The organism is Enterobacter sp. B79-1, assembly GCF_057444735.1.
Genome location: NZ_JBYAZJ010000002.1, coordinates 136,966 through 156,309, shown reverse-complemented (window position 1 = coordinate 156,309; position 19,344 = coordinate 136,966). Strand labels below are relative to the sequence as shown.

At 56.5% G+C, this 19,344-nt stretch carries 15 protein-coding genes and 1 pseudogene; 5 read left to right on the top strand and 11 right to left on the bottom strand.

Annotated elements, in window-relative coordinates; all coding sequences use genetic code 11:
- Positions 1-119: 119 nt before the first annotated feature.
- Complete coding sequence (gene bglX / locus AC2T6E_RS08555) at positions 120-2,417, bottom strand: beta-glucosidase BglX (RefSeq protein ID WP_108416765.1); 2,298 nt, start codon at positions 2,415-2,417, stop codon at positions 120-122.
- 189 nt (positions 2,418-2,606) lie between these two features.
- On the opposite strand from bglX, the gene dld reads away from it, so the two are divergent.
- Positions 2,607-4,355: a D-lactate dehydrogenase gene (gene dld / locus AC2T6E_RS08550; protein WP_212473520.1), complete on the top strand. Its 1,749-nt coding sequence runs from the start codon at positions 2,607-2,609 to the stop codon at positions 4,353-4,355.
- 112 nt (positions 4,356-4,467) lie between these two features.
- Positions 4,468-5,022 (top strand): GNAT family N-acetyltransferase, encoded by a 555-nt coding sequence (locus AC2T6E_RS08545; RefSeq protein ID WP_089597972.1) that lies wholly within the window; start codon positions 4,468-4,470, stop codon positions 5,020-5,022.
- 95 nt (positions 5,023-5,117) lie between these two features.
- On the opposite strand, the gene pbpG is transcribed toward AC2T6E_RS08545, so the two are convergent.
- Positions 5,118-6,041 carry a D-alanyl-D-alanine endopeptidase gene (gene pbpG, locus AC2T6E_RS08540; protein ID WP_108416584.1) on the bottom strand — a complete coding sequence of 308 codons (924 nt, stop codon included), beginning with the start codon at positions 6,039-6,041 and terminating at the stop codon, positions 5,118-5,120.
- Positions 6,042-6,208: 167 nt separating this feature from the next.
- Positions 6,209-6,796 (bottom strand): Yip1 family protein, encoded by a 588-nt coding sequence (locus AC2T6E_RS08535; RefSeq protein ID WP_010433589.1) that lies wholly within the window; start codon positions 6,794-6,796, stop codon positions 6,209-6,211.
- Between the two features lie 157 nt (positions 6,797-6,953).
- On the opposite strand from AC2T6E_RS08535, the gene AC2T6E_RS08530 reads away from it, so the two are divergent.
- Positions 6,954-7,526 carry a DedA family protein gene (locus AC2T6E_RS08530; protein ID WP_148400408.1) on the top strand — a complete coding sequence of 191 codons (573 nt, stop codon included), beginning with the start codon at positions 6,954-6,956 and terminating at the stop codon, positions 7,524-7,526.
- A 523-nt stretch (positions 7,527-8,049) separates the two neighbouring features.
- On the opposite strand, the gene AC2T6E_RS08525 is transcribed toward AC2T6E_RS08530, so the two are convergent.
- Both AC2T6E_RS08525 and mdtQ read right to left on the bottom strand, forming a co-directional pair.
- A complete protein-coding gene (locus AC2T6E_RS08525; RefSeq protein WP_182400962.1) occupies positions 8,050-8,814 on the bottom strand; it encodes an SDR family oxidoreductase in 765 nt (254 codons plus the stop codon).
- A 49-nt stretch (positions 8,815-8,863) separates the two neighbouring features.
- A complete protein-coding gene (gene mdtQ / locus AC2T6E_RS08520) occupies positions 8,864-10,282 on the bottom strand; it encodes a multidrug resistance outer membrane protein MdtQ (protein ID WP_486691359.1) in 1,419 nt (472 codons plus the stop codon).
- Between the two features lie 204 nt (positions 10,283-10,486).
- Between mdtQ and yohP the strand changes: the two genes are divergently transcribed.
- Positions 10,487-10,570 (top strand): small membrane protein YohP, encoded by an 84-nt coding sequence (gene yohP, locus AC2T6E_RS08515; RefSeq protein ID WP_015572324.1) that lies wholly within the window; start codon positions 10,487-10,489, stop codon positions 10,568-10,570.
- 39 nt (positions 10,571-10,609) lie between these two features.
- Here the strand turns inward: yohP and AC2T6E_RS08510 are convergent, their stop codons facing one another.
- The 6 genes and pseudogenes from AC2T6E_RS08510 to AC2T6E_RS08485 form a co-directional block, all read right to left on the bottom strand.
- Positions 10,610-12,004, bottom strand: a complete 1,395-nt coding sequence (locus tag AC2T6E_RS08510; RefSeq protein WP_486691357.1) for a glycoside hydrolase family 1 protein — start codon at positions 12,002-12,004, stop codon at positions 10,610-10,612.
- Positions 12,005-12,016: 12 nt separating this feature from the next.
- Positions 12,017-13,982: pseudogene (gene bglF / locus AC2T6E_RS08505) on the bottom strand (PTS beta-glucoside transporter subunit IIABC).
- Positions 13,983-14,006: 24 nt separating this feature from the next.
- Entirely contained in the window at positions 14,007-14,840 is an 834-nt protein-coding gene (bglG, locus tag AC2T6E_RS08500; RefSeq protein WP_486691355.1) for a transcriptional antiterminator BglG, read from the bottom strand.
- 155 nt (positions 14,841-14,995) lie between these two features.
- A complete protein-coding gene (locus AC2T6E_RS08495; RefSeq protein WP_394372337.1) occupies positions 14,996-16,303 on the bottom strand; it encodes a carbohydrate porin in 1,308 nt (435 codons plus the stop codon).
- Between the two features lie 339 nt (positions 16,304-16,642).
- Positions 16,643-17,575, bottom strand: a complete 933-nt coding sequence (dusC, locus tag AC2T6E_RS08490; RefSeq protein ID WP_486691353.1) for a tRNA dihydrouridine(16) synthase DusC — start codon at positions 17,573-17,575, stop codon at positions 16,643-16,645.
- A gap of 41 nt (positions 17,576-17,616) precedes the next feature.
- Positions 17,617-18,414: an AraC family transcriptional regulator gene (locus AC2T6E_RS08485; RefSeq protein ID WP_218307672.1), complete on the bottom strand. Its 798-nt coding sequence runs from the start codon at positions 18,412-18,414 to the stop codon at positions 17,617-17,619.
- A 59-nt stretch (positions 18,415-18,473) separates the two neighbouring features.
- Between AC2T6E_RS08485 and AC2T6E_RS08480 the strand changes: the two genes are divergently transcribed.
- Positions 18,474-19,190, top strand: a complete 717-nt coding sequence (locus AC2T6E_RS08480; protein WP_411777400.1) for a type 1 glutamine amidotransferase — start codon at positions 18,474-18,476, stop codon at positions 19,188-19,190.
- The last annotated feature ends 154 nt before the right edge of the window (positions 19,191-19,344 follow it).

The following is a 19,344-nucleotide window of genomic DNA, read 5'->3' as shown; positions in this document are numbered from 1 at the left end:
TTTTCAGAGGCTTGAGAGAAAAGCGTAGCTTAAAACGGCGTGTTTAACCGTCAAAATGCCTTTTTAGCATAAGGTAAGACGCATCCCCCGTGAGGTGGGGGATGCGAAGGAAGGGAAGATTACTGCAGTTCGAACTCGCCTTTATTCACCCGGGCAGAATCCACGCCGATGAATACGTTAAACTTGCCGGGTTCCACAACGTATTTCATCTGCTGGTTCCAGAACTTCAGCGCATCGACGTCAATCGGGAAGCTTACGGTTTTGGTTTCGCCAGGCTTGAGTGACACCTTGTCGAAACCGCGCAGCTGCTTCACCGGACGGCTCATGGACGCGGTAACATCCTGAACGTACATCTGGATCACCGTCGCGCCTTCGCGCTTGCCGGTATTGGTCACGTCCACGCTGGCGGTGACCTTGCCGTCACGCTTCATAGTAGGCGCTGACATTTTCACGTCAGAGACCTTAAAGGTGGTGTAGCTCAGACCGTAACCAAACGGATACAGCGGGCCGTTGGCTTCGTCGAAGTAGCGCGAGGTGTACTTGTTCGGCTTGTCGGCGTTATACGGACGACCGGTGTTCAGGTGGCTGTAGTACACCGGGATCTGCCCGACAGAGCGCGGGAAGGACATCGGCAGCTTGCCCGACGGGTTGTAATCGCCAAACAGCACGTCAGCAATAGCGTTACCGCCTTCAGTACCGGCGAACCAGGTTTCCAGAATCGCATCAGCCTGCTGGTCTTCTTTCACCAGCGCCAGCGGACGGCCGTTCATCAGCACCAGCACCAGCGGTTTGCCGGTGGCCTTCAGGGCAGCGATCAGATCGCGCTGGCTTTGCGGAATGGTGATATCGGTACGGCTGGAGGCCTCGTGCGCCATCCCCTGCGCTTCCCCCACGACCGCGACAACGACGTCAGACTGTTTGGCGGTGTTAACCGCTTCGTCGATCATCTCTTTCGGCGTGCGCGGATCGACCTTCACCGCTTCCTCGTACTGATTGAGGAAGGTGACGATGTCTTTATCGTCGGTGACGTTTGCGCCTTTGGCGTACACCACTTTCGCGTTTTCACCGACGGCATTTTTAATGCCGGTCAGCACGGTGACGGACTGATCCGCCACGCCAGCCGCAGACCAGCTGCCCATCACGTCGCGCTTGCTGTCGGCCAGCGGGCCCACCACGGCGATGGTGCCGGATTTTTTCAGCGGCAGCGTGTCGAGGCGGTTTTTCAGCAGCACCAGGCTTTCGCGCGCCACTTCACGCGCCTCTTTGCGGTGCAGACGGCTTTCGGCATTGGTGTCAGCCGGGTCAGAGTCCTTCGGTCCAAGATGGCTGTAAGGATCGTTAAACAGCCCCATGTCATATTTCACGTTCAGCACGTGGCGCGTGGCATCGTCCAGCTCCGCCATCGTCACCTTGCCGCTCTTCACCAGCCCCGGCAGGTATTTGCTGTAGTACTCGTCGCTCATGCTCATGTTGATGCCGGACTTGAGCGCCACGCGCACCGCATCTTCCGGATCGGACGCCGTGCCGTGTTTAATTAGCTCTTTAATCGCGCCGTGGTCAGAGACGGTAATGCCCTTAAAGCCCCACTGGTCGCGCAGCACGTCTTTCAGCAGCCAGGAATCGGACGTCGCTGGCGTGCCGTTCAGCGAGTTCAGCGCCACCATCACCGCGCCGCTGCCCGCATCCAGACCGGCCTTGTACGGCGGCATGTAGTCGTTGAACAGGCGCTGCGGGCTCATGTCGACGGTGTTGTACTCTTTACCGCCTTCAACCGCGCCATACGCGGCGAAGTGCTTCACGCTGGTCATCACCGAGTAGCGGTCGGCCGGGCTTTTGCCCTGCATCGCTTCCACCATGGTTTTACCCATTGTGGCCGTTAAATACGTATCTTCACCAAAGCCTTCCGACGCGCGGCCCCAGCGCGGATCGCGGGAGACATCGACCATCGGCGCCCAGGTCATGTTCAGGCCGTCGTCCGCTGCTTCATACGCCGACACGCGCCCGACCGTTTTCACCGCGTCGAGGTTAAAGGAGGAGGCTAACCCGAGGCTAATCGGGAAGACGGTACGCTGGCCGTGCAGCACGTCGTAGGCAAAGAAGAGAGGGATCTTCAGGCGGCTGAGTTCCATCACCTGATCCTGCATTTTACGGATATCCTGACGGGTGACGGTGTTAAAAATCGCCCCCACCTGGCTCTCTTTGATCATCTCACGGATGGCCTCTTTCGGGTTATCCGGGCCGACGCTGATAAGACGCAGCTGACCGATTTTCTCATCAACCGTCATCTTTTTGAGCAATTCCGTGACAAACGCGTCGCGGGCTTCAGGCGTGAGCGGGTGATTACCAAACAAATCCTCTGCGAGCGCAGGTTGCAGCGCCAGGCTGACGGCGACACCTACAGAACATAGCCATTTCATGTCGTTATACTCTCTCATCAATAACCGCCGGACGATCTCGGCCATACCGTGCGAAAAGCGCAGTGTGCCACAAACCCTTTGAACCTTGCAGGGTTATTCTCTGATTTTTCTCGTGAATACTCGACCGCTTAACAGTTAATCGCGCTATGCTTTACAGCGAGAAATTTGCCCCACCACAAGGAGTGGAAGATGTCTTCTGTTCGAACTGACGATAACAATACTTTTATTAACGAACTGTCGCGCCTGGTTGGTCACTCTCACCTGCTTACTGACCCGGCTAAAACCGCCCGCTACCGCAAGGGTTTCCGTTCCGGCCAGGGCGACGCGCTGGCGGTGGTCTTCCCCGGCACGCTGCTTGAGCTGTGGCGCGTGCTGAGCGCCTGCGTCGCCGCCGACAAGATTATTTTAATGCAGGCCGCCAATACCGGCCTGACCGAAGGCTCCACGCCGAACGGCAATGATTACGATCGTGACATCGTGATTATCAGCACCCTGCGCCTCGACAAACTTCACCTGCTGGACAAAGGCGAACAGGTGCTGGCCTTCCCCGGCACCACGCTCTACACGCTGGAAAAAGCGCTTAAGCCGCTGGGACGCGAGCCACACTCGGTGATCGGCTCCTCCTGTATTGGCGCGTCGGTGATCGGCGGGATCTGCAATAACTCCGGCGGCTCGCTGGTGCAGCGCGGCCCGGCGTATACCGAGATGTCGCTCTATGCCCGCATCGACGAAAACGGCAAGCTGACGCTGGTGAACCATCTGGGTATCGATCTCGGCGTGACGCCGGAGCAGATCCTGAGCAAGCTTGACGATGACCGCGTGAAGGACGAAGACGTTCAGCACGATGGCCGCCACGCGCACGATCATGATTACGTCACCCGCGTGCGGGATATCGACGCCGACACCCCGGCACGCTATAACGCTGACCCGGACCGTCTGTTTGAATCCTCCGGCTGCGCGGGCAAGCTCGCCGTTTTTGCCGTACGTCTTGATACCTTCCCGGCAGAGAAAAAGCAGCAGGTGTTTTACATCGGCACCAATCAGCCCGAGGTGTTGACCGAAATCCGTCGTCATATTCTGGGCGAATTTACCCACCTGCCGGTCGCGGGCGAATATATGCACCGGGATATATACGACATCGCCGAGCGCTACGGGAAAGACACCTTCCTGATGATCGACAAGCTCGGCACCGACAAAATGCCGTTCTTCTTCACCATGAAGGGCCGCACCGACGCGATGCTCGATAAAGTGACGCTGTTCAAACCGCACTTCACCGACCGCTTTATGCAGAAGCTGGGCAACGTTTTTCCGGCGCATTTACCGGAGCGAATGAAAACCTGGCGCGATAAGTATGAGCACCACCTGCTGCTGAAGATGGCCGGAGACGGGATTGCTGAAGCACAAAACTGGCTGACCGAGTTCTTCAAGACGGCTGAGGGTGATTTCTTTGCCTGCACGCCGGAAGAAGGCAGCAAAGCCTTCCTGCATCGTTTCGCCGCCGCAGGCGCAGCCATCCGTTATCAGGCGGTGCATTCCGAAGAGGTGGAAGATATTCTGGCGCTGGATATCGCCCTGCGACGCAACGATACCGAATGGTTTGAGCACCTGCCGCCGGAGATCGACAGTAAGCTGGTGCACAAGCTCTATTACGGCCACTTTATGTGCTACGTCTTCCATCAGGACTACATCGTTAAAAAAGGCGTCGACGCGCACGCGCTTAAAGAGCAGATGCTCGCCCTGTTACATGAACGTGGCGCGCAATATCCTGCAGAACACAACGTCGGGCATCTTTATAAAGCGCCTGACGCACTTAAGCAGTTTTATCGCGAGAATGACCCTACAAATAGTATGAATCCCGGCATTGGTAAGACAACGCGGAAGAAATACTGGAAAGAAGAGGCAGATGCGGAGCAGCCCATAACGCAAGCATCTGATTAATTCATACAGCCATATTTGAGAGATTGTTAAGCGCTCCTTAATCGTACTAGAGTAGCGATCTGTCGCCGGAGAGACGTTTCTCCGGCATTCTACGATAAGGAGCGGGCACATCATGTCGGCTGTAGATATTTTATCCGAAACCGAACTGGAGGTGCGTGATGCCCTGCCAGATGATGCGCATGCCATCTCGGCCATCTATGCATGGCATGTACTCCATGGTCGCGCATCCTTCGAAGAAGTTCCCCCCACCGTAGACGAAATGCGTAAGCGTATGAAAAACGTCATCGACAGCGGTTTGCCGTGGCTGGTCGCGCTGTACCGCGGTATCGTCGTCGGCTATTGCTATGCCACTCCGTATCGTCCGCGACAGGCTTATCGCTATACGCTGGAAGAATCAATCTATGTGGATGCCAGCACCACGGGCCGTGGATTTGGCTCGACGATGCTGAGCGCGCTGATCGCACGCTGCGAGCAGGGCCCGTGGCGGCAGATGATTGCCGTTGTGGGTGACGGGAATAACAACTCGGGCTCGCTGCGCTTACATAAAAAGCACGGTTTTGATGTGGTGGGTCAATTGCGAAGCGTTGGGTATAAGAAAGGCGACTGGCGGGATACGTTGATAATGCAGCGCCCGCTCAACGACGGTGACTGGACGCTGCCGGAGTAGGCCCAGTGCGGTCTGGTGCCCTCACCCCGGCCCTCTCCCACAGGGAGAGGGTGCAAACACTAAAAACGGCAACCAGGTTGCCGTTTTGCTTTTATCTAATCGTTCTGCGCCGTCGCCATCTGTTCCGCTTTCTGCTTTTTATACGTCAGCGCCGCGGCCGGAACCGGCTGTACTTTCCCGGTCTCAATCCACGTCCGCAGGCGGCTGGCATCCGCGAAGTGGGTGTATTTGCCAAAGGCATCCATCACCACCAGCGCAACCGGCTTGCCGTTAAACACGGTGCGCATCACCAGGCAGTGGCCTGCCGCATTGGTAAACCCGGTTTTGGTTAACTGGATATTCCAGTTCTCGCGATACACCAGATGGTTAGTGTTGCGGAACGGCAGCGTGTAGGACGGGTTAGAGAACGTCGCCATGTCCTCACGCGTGGTGCTGAGCTGGCCAAGCAGCGGGTACTGCTTGCTGGCAATCAGCATCTTCGTCAGGTCACGCGCCGTTGAGACGTTATGAATCGATAGTCCGGTCGGCTCCACATAGCGGGTATTGGTCATCCCCAGCGATTTGGCTTTGGCATTCATCGCACGAATAAACGCATCATAGCCGCCCGGATAGTGGTGCGCCAGGCTGGCTGCCGCGCGGTTTTCGGAGGACATCAGCGCCAGCAGCAGCATGTCCTTACGGCTGATTTCACTGTTCAGACGCACGCGGGAGTAGACGCCTTTCATTTCCGGCGTGTGGCTGATATCGACCTTCAGTTTTTCATCCAGCGGCAGTCGTGCATCAAGCACCACCATCGCGGTCATTAATTTGGTAATGGAGGCGATCGGACGCACCAGATCCGGGTGGCTGGCATAGATCACTTTGTTAGTGTTGAGATCGACGATCATCGCGCTGCCGGAGGCAATTTGCGGTTGTGCCGCCGCGGAGGTCACCGCAGGCGTTTTGGCGATGGCTGGCACGGCAGCGGACGCACCCAGCAGCAGCGCCAGGCTCAGTAATGAAACTCGGAATTTCAGCATGGTGAGACTTCTGATAATTATTCACGCACGTAATGACGTACACCGCCTGCGTCAACGGATAAACGCAGGCTGGCATCGGCATCATAGCGGTCACCGTGCGTTGTCGCCAGCGGAGAATCGTGAACAGATGCTGCATTGCTGGCATTTACGCCAGCAATGCAGTGAGCTTAAAAGAGACGGTATCCATAACCCCACAGAATAACCGTCAGAGCCAGTAACGCCTCCAGGACCAGAACCCCGATGGCAAGCGTGGAGCTGGAGAAGCTCAGGCCCTCTTCTTTATTGATATTCAGGAAGGTTGGCACCCCTACATACAGCAGATAACCGGTGTAAAAAAGGGCAACAGTACCGATCAGCGCGCACAGCCAGACCAGTGGATAGAGCGCAACAATACCGCTTAAGAACAGCGGGGTCGCGACATATCCGGCAAAGACCATACAGTGGGCCAGCGACGGACGCTGCGGGTAGTTTCGCGCCATCCAGTGAATAACGCGCCCCATCACCGCCACACCCGCCAGCATCAGGCCGTAAAAGATGACGGCAAGATACAGCCCGGTAAACCAGGAGAGCTGAACCACGGTGCCATCACCAAAGTTCCAGCCGATTTGTGTTGTGCCTATAAACGCACAGATTACCGGCACCGCTGCCATCAGCAGCACATGGTGCGTGTAATGATGCGCGACCGTTTCGTTCTCGCTTCTGATCACGTGCATTTCACGATCGGGATGGGAGAAGAGTCCCCAGACATGGTTCATAGCGCCCCCTTGTTGTCGACCCGTCAGCGATACTCTAAGTATAATGCAGGCTTTAGATTATTTTATGTACAGCGGGAAAATTCCGTTGATTGCCGCACGGTTGATTCTGGGGGTATATGATTAAAGCAGGCTCGAACAGGGAGATAACTCAGACGTAATGGATATCAACGGACTCATTGAACAATATGGATATGCCGCGCTGGTCATCGGTAGCGTGGCAGAAGGCGAAACCATCACGCTGTTAGGCGGCGTTGCGGCGCATCAGGGATTGCTGAAATTCCCGCTGGTCGTCGCCGCGGTCGCGCTGGGCGGGATGATTGGCGATCAGCTGCTCTACTTTTTGGGTCTGCGCTTCGGGCCGACGCTGCTTAAGCGTTTCGCAAAGCATCAAAAGAAAATCCGCCGCGCTCAGCGCCTCATTCAGCGTCATCCCTATCTGTTCGTCATTGGCACCCGCTTTATGTACGGCTTTCGCATTATCGGGCCGATTCTGATCGGTGCCAGCCGTCTACCGCCCAAAATATTTCTGCCGCTCAATATTGTAGGCGCGATTGCCTGGGCGCTGATCTTCACCACGCTCGGCTACGTGGGCGGAGAGGTGATCGGACCGTGGCTGCATAATCTCGATCAGCATATTAAACACTGGGCGTGGCTGATTCTGGTGGTTGTGGCGGTGATTGGGGTCAGGCTGTGGATGCGGCACAGGGAGAAGAGGCGGGATGAGGATTAGCTTAGTGCGGTCTGTTGCCCTCTCTCACAGGCAGAGGAGGTTTTTAGTTCCCTCTCCCCTTGGGTTGAGGGATCCCCACAAAATAATGCCGGCAAAGACGACTCCCTCTCCCTTGAGGGAGAGGGCTGGGGTGAGGGGGAACATACAGCTCTGGTGGTCATTCCGTTCACTTTACGTTCCTTGCTACTTTGTAACGTCATAACCTGTGAACGTGCCAGGGTGGCTCAATCGCCACCACCCTGGCGACCCGGGCTCCCGGCGGTAAATCGCCGCTGCGCGGTACCTTCGGCTTATTCCTTCCGGCTTATCGGGGACGGGCGGAGGTAACATCCCTGTAAAGCCCGCCCTCTCGGCGCATCCCTGCGCCTCGCCCCGGCCTGCAGGAAACGCCTCAGCGATTTACAGCCGGACCAGGGCGTCGCTGTAAGTCATTAATTATCCTGAAACAACTTTCATCGCTTCCGGTTAAAAAATTACTGGGGATTCCTCAGCCCCTTGGGAGAGGGTTAGGGTGAGGGGACACTTACCCCTCCGGCTTAAACTGCGGATTCGCCAGCATAAATCCGCCGTCAACGATAAAGGATTGCCCCGTCGTGTAGCTGGCGTCGCTGTCGCACAGCCACGCCACCAGGCTGGCGATCTCTTTGGTATGCCCCGGCCTTGCCAACGGGATTTCCGGCATTGAGCCTTCTTTCACTTCGCTATCATCCATGTCGTTCATCGGCGTGGCAATCGCACCGGGCGCAACAGCGTTCACCAGAATCTTGTGCTTAACCAGCTCCAGCGCCATGGATTTGGTTAAGCCACCGAGCGCATGTTTTGCCGCAGTATAGGCGCTGGCGTCAGGCAGCGGCGTGTGCTCATGCACCGAGGTGATGTTCACTATTCGCCCCCCTTCCCCCTGCTTCACCATCTGCCGCGCGGCAATCTGCGAACAGAGAAACGCGCCGTCCACGTCGACGGTGAAAATGTTCCGCCAGTCGTCAAACGGCATATCAAGGAATGGCGCTTTGGCCATCGCCCCGGCATTGTTGACCAGTACGTCAAGCCGACCGAAACGCGCAATCAGCGTATCAATGGCCTTTGCACCGTTCGGCAACGTGCTCAGATCAAGCTGGATAGCCTCTGCACGTTGCCCCCTCGCCTCAACCTCGCGACAGGTTTCCCGCGCGCCGCTTTCATCGGAATGCCATGTGACACCGACATCAAAGCCGCGCTCTGCCAGCATCAGCGCGGTGGTTTTACCGATACCGGAATCCGATGCCGTCACAATTGCTACTCGGGTCATATTCACCTCCTGAAAATGTGCAAAGAGGTAAGTATAGATAATCACCTTTTTAGCCGTGATGATAGCCACCGCCCAGCGCGGACGTCAGCTGTAGCGTGGCATCCACGTACTGCCCTTTCAGGGTTAGCGTAGCGATATGTTCCTTGAGTGCCGGAATTTTGGCCTCGCTGACGCGGGAACCGGCAATAATCCCGGCGCTAAAGCGCGCCTGTGCCAGTGCCACCACGCGCGCAGCATCTTTCTCGACCTGCTGCTGTTGCTGGTTTTTGGCGGTCAGGGTTTCAACTTCACTGGCCGTGCGCGCCACCTGGTTAACGGCATCGACCACCGCTTTGTTGTAGTTCGCCACCGACAGGTTGTTCTGCGCCTGGGCGATATCCAGATTCGCATTCAGCCTGCCGCTGTCGAAGATCGGCAGCGTCAGCCCCGCGGTGACGCCCATTTGCTGGGCGGAGGAACGGAACAGATCGCTCAGATGCAGGGCATCCTGCTGCAGGAATGCCATCAGGTTCACGTCGGGATAGAAGGCGGCTTTGGCGGCATCCACTTCGCTCAGGGAAGCTTCAATGTACCAGTGCGCCTCCTGCAGATCAGGGCGGCGAGCCAGCAGTTCGTATCCCAGCGTGGCGGGCAATGCCGCTTCCGCTGTCGGTAAAGCATGGCGAGTCAGTTTCATCGAGGAGGTATTGGTCAGGGCCTGCAGACGTGCCTCAACGGCTTTCATTTTGCCTTTTACCCCGGCAAGCTGCTCTTCGGTTTTGCTGGCATTGATATCGGTTTCGACACCTTCTACCGAGGAGGTGATCCCGTGCTGATACAGCTCGCGGTCGGCACCGATGATATTTTCCTGCTCGTGTTTAATCTCTGCGAGAACCTCCCCCACCGCGGCCTGGGTCTGCCACTCCCAGTAAAGCCGCGCGACGCTGCTGGCCAACAGCTGACGCGTCTGCTCCATCTCGGCTTTCTGGGCGTTGACCTTGCCGATGCGGGCTTCAACCTGCGCGCGGTTTTTGCCCCACAAATCGAGATCCCAGCCCGCTGTCAGGCCAAATGTTCCGTTGGTGTACCACGGCCCGGTCGTACCCGCGGCCGGATCGGTAATGGCGAAAGGTCCCATCAACCCTTCCGCAGACATTTTTTGCCGTTCCGCATCGGCTGAAAAATCAATCTGTGGGCCATCTGCCGCCATGGTGGCTTTCGCCTGCGCTTCTGCGAGCGTAATACGCTGTCGGGCGATTTGCATATCCGGCGCATCATTTAGCGCCTTCGCGATCAGCGAATTAAGCTGCGGATCGTTATAGTCTTTCCACCATTCGTTTTTCGGCCAGCTGGTTCGACTTAGCTGTGTATTCACCGACGCCGCAGTGGCTTGCGCTTTAATTGGCGATACGCTGGCATGTTCCGGCGCGCAGGCAGCCAGCATTAAGACAAGAGGGGCACTCAGAGATAAAATAAGAGAAGGTTTCATGACGCCATAACTCAAAAAATTAAAGGCGCAAATTACGCTTGATGCCATTCTGTTTTTTAGTAACGCGTGGCAATCCGCAAATTGTCATACATTTTCATATTCGGCAATTTATTCCCAATCACAATGAATAAATTCAACATATTCATGCCAATTATGAATTGACTGCTACACTTATTCAGTGTCATACACGGGCAGGAGAAGGGAATGAAAATATTACTGTGGGTTATTTTAATTATATTTTTGATAGGGCTGTTAGTGGTTACCGGCGTATTCAAAATGATTTTCTGACCTATTTGCCCGGCACTGCGCCGGGCGTCGTTATTCCATTCAGGCTTTCAGCGATGCCCCCTTCGTGGCAATCACCTCTTTATACCAGTAAAAACTTTTTTTGCGGCTGCGGGCCAGGGTGCCTTTACCGCTGTCGTCGCGGTCTACGTAAATAAAGCCATAGCGCTTGGACAGTTCCGCTTTGGACGCGCTCACCAGATCGATCGGCCCCCAGCTGGTGTAACCCATCACCTCGACGCCGTCGTCAATGGCCTCACGCACCTGCACCAGGTGGTCGTTAAGGTAGCTGATGCGGTAGTCGTCCTGCACCACGCCGTCGGCGTCCGGTTTGTCCTTCGCGCCAAGGCCGTTTTCTACAATAAACAACGGCTTCTGATAGCGATCCCAGAGTACGTTCAGCAGCGTGCGCAGGCCCACCGGGTCAATCTGCCAACCCCACTCGGAGCTTGCCAGATGCGGGTTTGGCACCATGCTCAGGATGTTGCCCCGCGCCTGCTGGTTCAACTCTTCATCGGTTGTCACGCAGCCAGTCATGTAATAGCTGAACGAGATAAAATCGACGGTGGATTTCAGCGCATCACGGTCGGCGTCGGTGATATCAATCTGGATGCCGCTGTCGCGGAAGAAGCGCAGCATATAGCCTGGGTACGCGCCGCGGCACTGCACGTCGCCAAAGAACTGCCAGGCGCGGTTCTCCTGCAGCGCTTCCAGCACGTCTTCCGGTTTGCAGGTGAGCGGGTACATCAGGCCGCCCAGCAGCATGTTGCCAATTTTTGCATCCGGGATGATCTCGTGGCAGGCTTTCACCGCCAGCGCGCTGGCCACCAGCTGATGGTGGATCGCCTGATACACCTCCCCTTTGCTGCTGGTTTCCGGCAGGCCCACGCCGGTCATCGGCGCGTGCAGAGACATGTTGATTTCGTTGAAGGTCAGCCACAGCTTCACCTTCTCCCCGTAGCGCGCAAACACGGTGCGGGCGTAGCGCTCAAAGAAGGTAATCGTCTGACGGCTGCCCCAGCCGCCGTACTGCTTCACCAGCCCCCACGGCATCTCATAGTGCGACAGCGTGACCAGCGGCGTGATGTCGTGCGCGGCCAGCTCGTCAAACAGCCTGTCGTAAAACGCCAGCCCCGCTTCGTTTGGCGCCTGCTCATCGCCGTTCGGGAAGATACGCGTCCAGGCAATGGAGACGCGCAGGCAGCTAAAGCCCATTTCGGCAAAGAGTTTGATATCTTCCGGGTAGCGGTGATAGAAGTCGATGGCGACATCCTTAATGCCGCTGTCGCCCGCCACGCGCTCCACCACCGGGCCAAACACCCCCTGCGGCTGGACGTCTGAGGTGGACAGCCCTTTGCCATCCTCCAGATACGCACCTTCTACCTGATTCGCGGCAACCGCGCCGCCCCATAAAAAATCATCCGGGAAAGTTTTCATCACGTTCTCCTGTTATTGATGGCTTACGCTGAGCAGCGGTGCACCGGCGTTAACGGACGTTGCCGCCACGGTCGCCACCTCGCGATACTCGTCGCTGTTACTGATAATGATCGGCGTCGCCAGGTCGTATCCGGCATCGATAATCGCCTGACGATCAAACTCCAGCAGCAGGTCGCCCGGCTGCACCCTGTCGCCCACCTTCACGTGGGCGGTAAACGGTTTACCATCGAGCTTCACGGTGTCGATCCCGACGTGGATTAACACTTCAATGCCGCTGTCGCTGAGCAGGCCAATGGCGTGTTTGGTCTGGAAAAGAGAGGCAACAACGCCCGCAAACGGGGCAACCACCCTGTTGTCGGAGGGAATGATGGCAGCACCGCTGCCCAGCAGGCCGCTGGCAAAGGTGGTATCGGGCACCTGATCGAGCGCCAGCACGGTACCAGTCATCGGAGCCAGCACATCGTTTTCACCCGCTGGCGCAACCGCCTCGGGCGCTGAGCGTGCTGGCATGCCCGCCACCAGCGTCAGGACGCAGCTCAGCACCAGCGCCACCACGGTGCCGATGATGCCGCCCCACAACGTGGCATCTACCCCACCCGGCGGGATCATCTGGGCGATGGTAAAGACGTTGGCAAAGCCGAAGGAGTACACGTGGGTGTCGCTGAAGCCGACAATCGCGCCGCCGATTGCCCCCGCCACGCAGCCGAAAATAAAGGGTCTGCGCAGCGGCAGGTTAACGCCATAGACTGCCGGTTCGGTGATGCCGAAAATCCCTGCCGTTACGGACGACCCGGCCAGCATTTTCTGACGCGCATCGCGAGTGCGCAGGAAAATCCCCAGCGCCGCGCCGACCTGGCCGAACACCGCAGGCAGCAGCATCGGCAGCATAGAATCATGCCCCAGCACCGCCAGGTTGTTGATCATCAGCGGCACCAGCCCCCAGTGCAGGCCGAAGATGACGCAGACCTGCCACAGCGCGCCCATCGCCGCGCCCGCCAGCCACGGTGCCAGGACGTAAATCCACTGGTAGCCGTTGGCCAGCAGCTGGCTGAGCCAGGTTGCCAGCGGGCCAATCACCAGGAAGGTCAGCGGCACGGTCACGCCTAAGCAGATCAGCGGCGCGAAGAAGTTTTTCATTGAGGATGGCAGCAGCCTGGTGCTCTGTTTTTCCAGCCAGCAGCTCACCCACGCGGCAAGAATGATGGGGATCACCGACGAGCTGTAGTTGAACCAGGTCACCGGTATGCCGAGAAACGCCTCGGAAACCGCCCCCGGCTGCTGGCTGGCGTTAAACGCCGCAATCATCATCGGGTGGGTGAGTGCCCCACCGATCACCATGGTAATAAAGGGGTTACCGCCGAATTTCTTGCCCGCGGTATAGCCCAGTACCAGCGGGAAGAAGAAGAACAGCGCGTCGCTGGCCGCGAACCAGATTTTATAGGTGCCGCTTTCAGGTGTGAGCCAGCCGCAGACAACCGCCAGCGCCAGCAGCCCTTTCAGAATACCGGAGGCTGCCAGAATGCCGATAAACGGCGTGAAAATTCCGGAGACGATGTCGATCAGACGGCCCAGCAGGTTGCCCTTGTCGCCCTTCTCTTCCACGGCTGGCGCATCGTCAGTGAGCCCGGCCTCTTTGCGCACCGCCTGCCAGACGTCATGCACGTGGTTGCCAATCACCACCTGGAACTGGCCGCCGCTTTCGACCACCATAATCACGCCCGGATTTTTCTTCAGCCCTTCGGCATCCGCTTTCTGGTTATCTTTCAGTTTAAAGCGAAGCCGGGTCGCGCAGTGGACAAGGCTGACAATGTTCTCTTTTCCGCCAACGTGGCCGAGAATATCCGTCGCTAAAGCCTGGTATTCCATCTCGATTTCCTTACATCCGATGCCCGCAGGCACCTGTTGACTGAGTATAAAAATAAAAAAACCCGAGAACGTCCTCCTTTCGAAGGCCGCGCTCAGGTTTTGCCTGCGTTATGCAGTAACAATCCAGATTTGAGGCTTAACGCCCCTCTTTTCTCACCCGTTCAATATGAATGGCGAGGAACATAATTTCTTCGGTCGTCAGCTCGCGCTGATAGCTTTTGTTCAGGTGCTGCGCGATTTTCTCGGCGCATTTCCATGCTTTCCCGTAGTTGTCCTTTACCGCGGTATGCAGCGAGACATCGTCATCGTCCACCACGGTGCGGGTCAGCATCCGCTGGGCAAAAAACTTCAGATGCGTGACAAAACGCTGATAGCTGAGCGACTCTTCGTCGTATTCCAGCTGCAGCTGATACTTCACCAGCTGCAGGATCTCCTGCATCACCCTTGTCACGTGCATCACTTCCGGCATTTCGCTGTTCAGCTGCGCGGTGACCAGATGCAGCGCGATAAACCCCGCTTCGTCCTCAGCCAGCTCGACGTTCAGGCGTTTGGCGATAATGGCCCTCGCCTCCTGCCCCAACTCAAACTCCTTCGGATAGAGGCGCTTGATGTCCCACAGCAGCACGTTTTTGATCGCCAGCCCTTTCTTCTGGCGCTCAATCGCGAAGTAGCAGTGATCGGTCAGGGTGATATACAAACTTTCCTGCAATTTCCCCAGCCGCTGCGCCGCCAGCCCAATGATGCGGTCGCAGGTGGTCATCACCTCCAGCGGGATCTGGCTCAGCAGCTCACCGAGACGCTGCACCAGCTCATCGCTCTGTAACGCAAACACCTTTTCAATCAGCGCGGTATCCAGCGCTTCACCGACGCGCTTCTGAAAGGCCAGCCCGCGGCCCATCACCACCTGTTCACGCCCGCGCTCATCCTGAACAACCACCACGTTATTATTGAGTATCTTGGCGATTTTCATCGGAACCCCAGAAACAAAAAAACCTGACCTCCGGCAGAAGCCAGAAAATCAGGTTTTGCCTGCCGAAGCAGTAACAATCCAGTTCTGGCACTCTATCAGTTTCATTCGTAGCCTCAATGCATCACGGGTAAAAAACGTGACGCAGATCGACATTGCTAGAACGTCACAACGGTTTTCAGCTCCGTTACCCAGGCATCCTGCGTCCGGGATACGCCGCCCGGATGGTGCCAGTACTGAATGCCCGGCTGCAGCTCCAGCCACGACACCGGACGGAAGCGATAGTAAAACTCACCGTTCAGGGAGTGGCCCGGCACCGGGTGATACGCCGGATCGTTATAGTCCGACACGCCGTTCAGGCTGTTCATGTAGCGCTGGTTGCGGGCGTACTGGCTGCTCATATCAATCCAGGTTAGCCCGAAGCCAATCCAGTCTTCCGGCCGGGCGTCAAACAGCCCGCGGTAGCGCAGCGAGGCGGCATACACCTGATGCATATAGTTGGTGCGCTGATCCGCCAGGCTCATGCTGACCGAGGTGCTCAACCCGCGATTCGGATCGTCCTTGTGCTGCGTGATCTGCTGGTTAAGCCCGGCGTACATGAACCACGTGCGGTTATGCTTCTCGTAACCGTCCGGATCGCTCGCCCCAGCCCCGCCGGATTTTCCGCGGTAGAGATCGGTTTGCGGCGCGTTGGTAAACACCACGCCGAGGTTATAGGCGCCCGGCATACCGTTAATCAGCGGACGCGCTTCGATTTCGACCGGCAGCAAGACCCCTTTGCTGCCCTTCGTCGACCAGCTCCACGCGTGGCTGCGGCTGGAGGCGTCCGGGTTTTGCTCCATCACGCCGCCTTTTAAGGTGACGGCTGGCGTGAGCTTATACTCCAGCGTGGTGCCCCAGGTGTGAACGTTCCAGTTGTTCCAGGTCAGCGAGTTGGCCGATTTCCCGCCGCACTGGGAGAGCAGCTGAAAGTCGCACGGGATGATCTGGTCGAAGGTCTGCACCTTGTTCATCATGCCGATACGCCAGGTAAGGCGTCGGTCATCAAAGCTGCGGGCAAACGTCAGCCAGCCCAGACGGGTAATGGATTGCCCGCCCCAGCTTTCCTGGGTCAAATCGTTGAAGTTCACGCGCGGATCCTGCACGCGTTTGGTGGTGAGGTCGTCGTTGTGGTTGCGGTTGACGATGTTCCCCTCGATACGCGCATCCGGGATGCCCGTCCAGCGCTCCAGATCCTGGTTGAAGGTCAGCGCGAACTGGTCAATATAGGCCACGTGGGAGTCGTGGTTATATCCGCCACCGCCGTTCCAGCCAATTTCATTCAGGTATCCGAGGTTATAGGTAAAACCGTTATCGTTAAGGATTTTACGTATGCCGAGCATTTCGCCCAGAACAGGCTCCGGCGGGGCTTCAAACCCTAATACCGTTCCATTCCACTCCTGCGCCATTGTTAAAGGCGATATCATCAATAAAGCGAGGGCATAGAGATTATTTTTATTTGTCATAATAGCAACCTGTAGCTGAGTATTAGTGCGTAACCGTTCGCAGGAAATTTTTCTATTTCCCGTCGTGTTTTAATTATTCGTTCCAGCAAAAAGCGTTAGGCCAAATGGTTCTCCTGCGTGAATGACAGGCAAAAAAAAACCTAAGCGCTCCACAGCGGTTAATGCTGTGAAACGCTTAGGTTTTGCCTGTTAACCAGTAACAATCCTGCGTTGAAAACAGTGGCACCTTAACACCGTCGCGCCACCTTGAAAACATGCATCGTTTTATATTTTAAAAAAGTGTGAGCAAATTAACGCTTATTATTTTGACTGGATCACGCGCGCAATATCCGCAGAGGTCTGTAGCGTACGGATCTCCTGAAATAAGCCTAACGCTTCGCTATATTCCTTGCGCAAATAACTGAGCCACTGCTTAATACGCGCAACGTGATACAAACCGGTGTCGCCCTGCTTTTCCAGACGGCTGTATTTTTGCAGCAGCGTGACCACGTCTGCCCACGGCATACGCGGTTCATTATATTTCACCACCCGGCTGAGGTTCGGCACGTTCAGCGCGCCGCGGCCCATCATCACCGCATCGCAGCCCGTCTCTTTTATGCAGGCCTGCGCGCTTTCGTAGTCCCAGATTTCGCCGTTGGCGATAACCGGAATGCTGAGGCGTTTGCGGATCTCACCGATTGCCTGCCAGTTAATGCGGTCCGCTTTGTAGCCGTCCTCTTTAGTACGTCCGTGCACCACAAGCTCGGTGGCACCGGCCTGCTGCACCGCATCGGAAATTTCAAACTGACGCGCGTCGCTGTCCCAGCCCAGGCGCACTTTGACCGTCACCGGCAGATGCGACGGCACGGCCTCACGCATCGCCTTCGCGCCGCGATAAATGAGTTCAGGATCTTTCAGCAACGTCGCCCCGCCCCCGCTGCCGTTCACCATCTTCGACGGACAGCCGCAGTTGAGATCGACACCGTAAGAGCCCAGCTCAACCGCACGGGCGGCGTTCTCCGCCAGCCATTCAGGGTACTGTCCCAGCAGCTGAATACGCACCAGCGTACCGGAGGTCGTCCGGCTCTGGTTGTGCAGCTCGGGGCACAGACGGTAGAAGGATTTTACCGGCAACAACATATCGACCACGCGCAAAAACTCCGTCACGCAGAGATCGTAATCGTTCACCTCGGTCAGAAGCTCGCGCACGAGGGAGTCGAGCACGCCTTCCATAGGGGCCAGTAAAACACGCATAGCAGTACCTGTGAAAAAAGACGCGCTATAGTAGCTGCTCTCTATATCGCTGGGAAGCGCTTCTGTTCAGGGAGAAAGTCAGCTGGCGTTGCTCCCACTACAGCACGAAACGCCTCCGCAAATGCCGCCGGGCCGGAAAATCCCAGCATCCAGGCCACCTGCTTAACGGGGTATCCGTTTGCGAGCAGGTCCAGCGAGGCACAAATCCTTGCGCGCTGTCGCCAGGTCCGGAAGCTAAAGCCTGTATCTTTGATAAACGCGCGTGAAAATGTGCGTTCAGACATGGCGGCCTGCTCCGCCAGCCTTTCCATAGAAACACCCCATAGATTGTTGGCAATAATGTCACAGGCAACACGATGTAACCGTTCATCAATAGGCATCGGCAATTCGGCCGAGATCTGCTGCGTTTCACTAAGAATGTCGAGCAGCAAAACAGCCATGCTTCGCTGACTTGCCGGTCGGTATTCCGAACTGAACAGTCCAGCAATCAACTCTTTGAACAACGCAGTCGCCTTAATCACGTGAATATCCTCTTTCCGCTTAAACGGTTTGCATTGCGTTATTAATTCCGGGCTAAACCAGACCGCGCGGAGTTCTGTTGCGGATAACACGCTGTAGGTGTGTTCCTGAAAGGGAGGGATCCACAGCGCACGCTGTGGCGGTATTACCCAGCGTTTGCTGCCGGTTTCGACCAGCATGACACCTTTGATGGCAAACAAAAGTTGACCTTGTGAATGCTGGTGGGGCGGATCCACTTCGCCGCGCGTATAGCTAATTGCCCCTCTCGACCATCCGATGGCATCGTCGTGATTTGGCGTTTTATCGATAACGGTTGGCATTTCACATTCCTCCCTTCCTCTTATGATGCTGCTTGTACACGTAACCGGAGAGAGAAGCAATGCACATTCATTTTATCATTCATGAACATTTCGAAGCGCCAGGCGCCTATGAAATCTGGGGGAAAAGCCGCGGCTGTAGTCTGAGCTACACCCGGGTTTATCAGGATGAGCCTTTACCTGAGGAACTGGAGAGCACAGACATGCTTATCATTATGGGAGGCCCGCAATCACCTGCCACCACGCTTAAGGAGTGCCCCTGGTTTGATGCGCAAGCGGAAATGCGACTCATCGGCCGCGCAATAAAGGCGGGTAAAACGGTGATTGGCGTTTGTCTGGGCTCGCAGCTTATCGGTGAAGCGCTGGGCGCAGCGTTTTGCCACAGCCCGGAAAAAGAGATCGGTAAATTTCCCGTAAGGCTCACAGATGCAGGCAAGACGAACCCCCTTTTTGAGAATTTTGGCGGTGGGCTGGACGTCGGTCACTGGCATAACGACATGCCAGGGTTGACGCCGCAGGCAAAGGTGCTCGCTTACAGCGAGGGCTGTCCTCGTCAGATCGTGCAATACGGCGAACGGGTTTACGGTTTTCAGTGCCATATGGAGCTAACGTCGGAGGTGGTTGAGCTGCTTATCGAACATTCGCAGAACGATCTCCGCCGTGCGGGAGAATTCCGTTTTGTCGAAACGGCTGAAAAATTACGCTCGCATGATTACCGTGAAATGAATCAAGTGCTGTTTTCTTTTCTGGATAAACTCACTGCCCAACGCAATGCCTGACTCAGAGGCATTTCTCAGGCTCGTCACTTCGCCACTGTAATTCCTTTCCTCTAAACTGTAGCCTGTCCCTGTGCGGTGATACCAGACGTTCCATTCTGGAATGTCTGGTATGCTCAAATTTCATGATGTGATCCGTGGCACATTTCTGGGTTTA

Bases quoted from the DNA above. Each gene is read 5' to 3' on its own strand.
- AC2T6E_RS08545 (WP_089597972.1), top strand. From the start codon at position 4,468: ATGTCGGCTGTAGATATTTTATCCGAAACCGAACTGGAGGTGCGTGAT.
- AC2T6E_RS08485 (WP_218307672.1), bottom strand. From the start codon at position 18,414: ATGCCAACCGTTATCGATAAAACGCCAAATCACGACGATGCCATCGGA.
- dusC (WP_486691353.1), bottom strand. From the start codon at position 17,575: ATGCGTGTTTTACTGGCCCCTATGGAAGGCGTGCTCGACTCCCTCGTG.
- pbpG (WP_108416584.1), bottom strand. From the start codon at position 6,041: ATGCTGAAATTCCGAGTTTCATTACTGAGCCTGGCGCTGCTGCTGGGT.
- yohP (WP_015572324.1), top strand. From the start codon at position 10,487: ATGAAAATATTACTGTGGGTTATTTTAATTATATTTTTGATAGGGCTG.
- dld (WP_212473520.1), top strand. From the start codon at position 2,607: ATGTCTTCTGTTCGAACTGACGATAACAATACTTTTATTAACGAACTG.
- AC2T6E_RS08510 (WP_486691357.1), bottom strand. From the start codon at position 12,004: ATGAAAACTTTCCCGGATGATTTTTTATGGGGCGGCGCGGTTGCCGCG.
- AC2T6E_RS08480 (WP_411777400.1), top strand. From the start codon at position 18,474: ATGCACATTCATTTTATCATTCATGAACATTTCGAAGCGCCAGGCGCC.
- bglG (WP_486691355.1), bottom strand. From the start codon at position 14,840: ATGAAAATCGCCAAGATACTCAATAATAACGTGGTGGTTGTTCAGGAT.
- AC2T6E_RS08530 (WP_148400408.1), top strand. From the start codon at position 6,954: ATGGATATCAACGGACTCATTGAACAATATGGATATGCCGCGCTGGTC.
- mdtQ (WP_486691359.1), bottom strand. From the start codon at position 10,282: ATGAAACCTTCTCTTATTTTATCTCTGAGTGCCCCTCTTGTCTTAATG.
- AC2T6E_RS08535 (WP_010433589.1), bottom strand. From the start codon at position 6,796: ATGAACCATGTCTGGGGACTCTTCTCCCATCCCGATCGTGAAATGCAC.
- AC2T6E_RS08525 (WP_182400962.1), bottom strand. From the start codon at position 8,814: ATGACCCGAGTAGCAATTGTGACGGCATCGGATTCCGGTATCGGTAAA.
- bglX (WP_108416765.1), bottom strand. From the start codon at position 2,417: ATGAAATGGCTATGTTCTGTAGGTGTCGCCGTCAGCCTGGCGCTGCAA.
- AC2T6E_RS08495 (WP_394372337.1), bottom strand. From the start codon at position 16,303: ATGATATCGCCTTTAACAATGGCGCAGGAGTGGAATGGAACGGTATTA.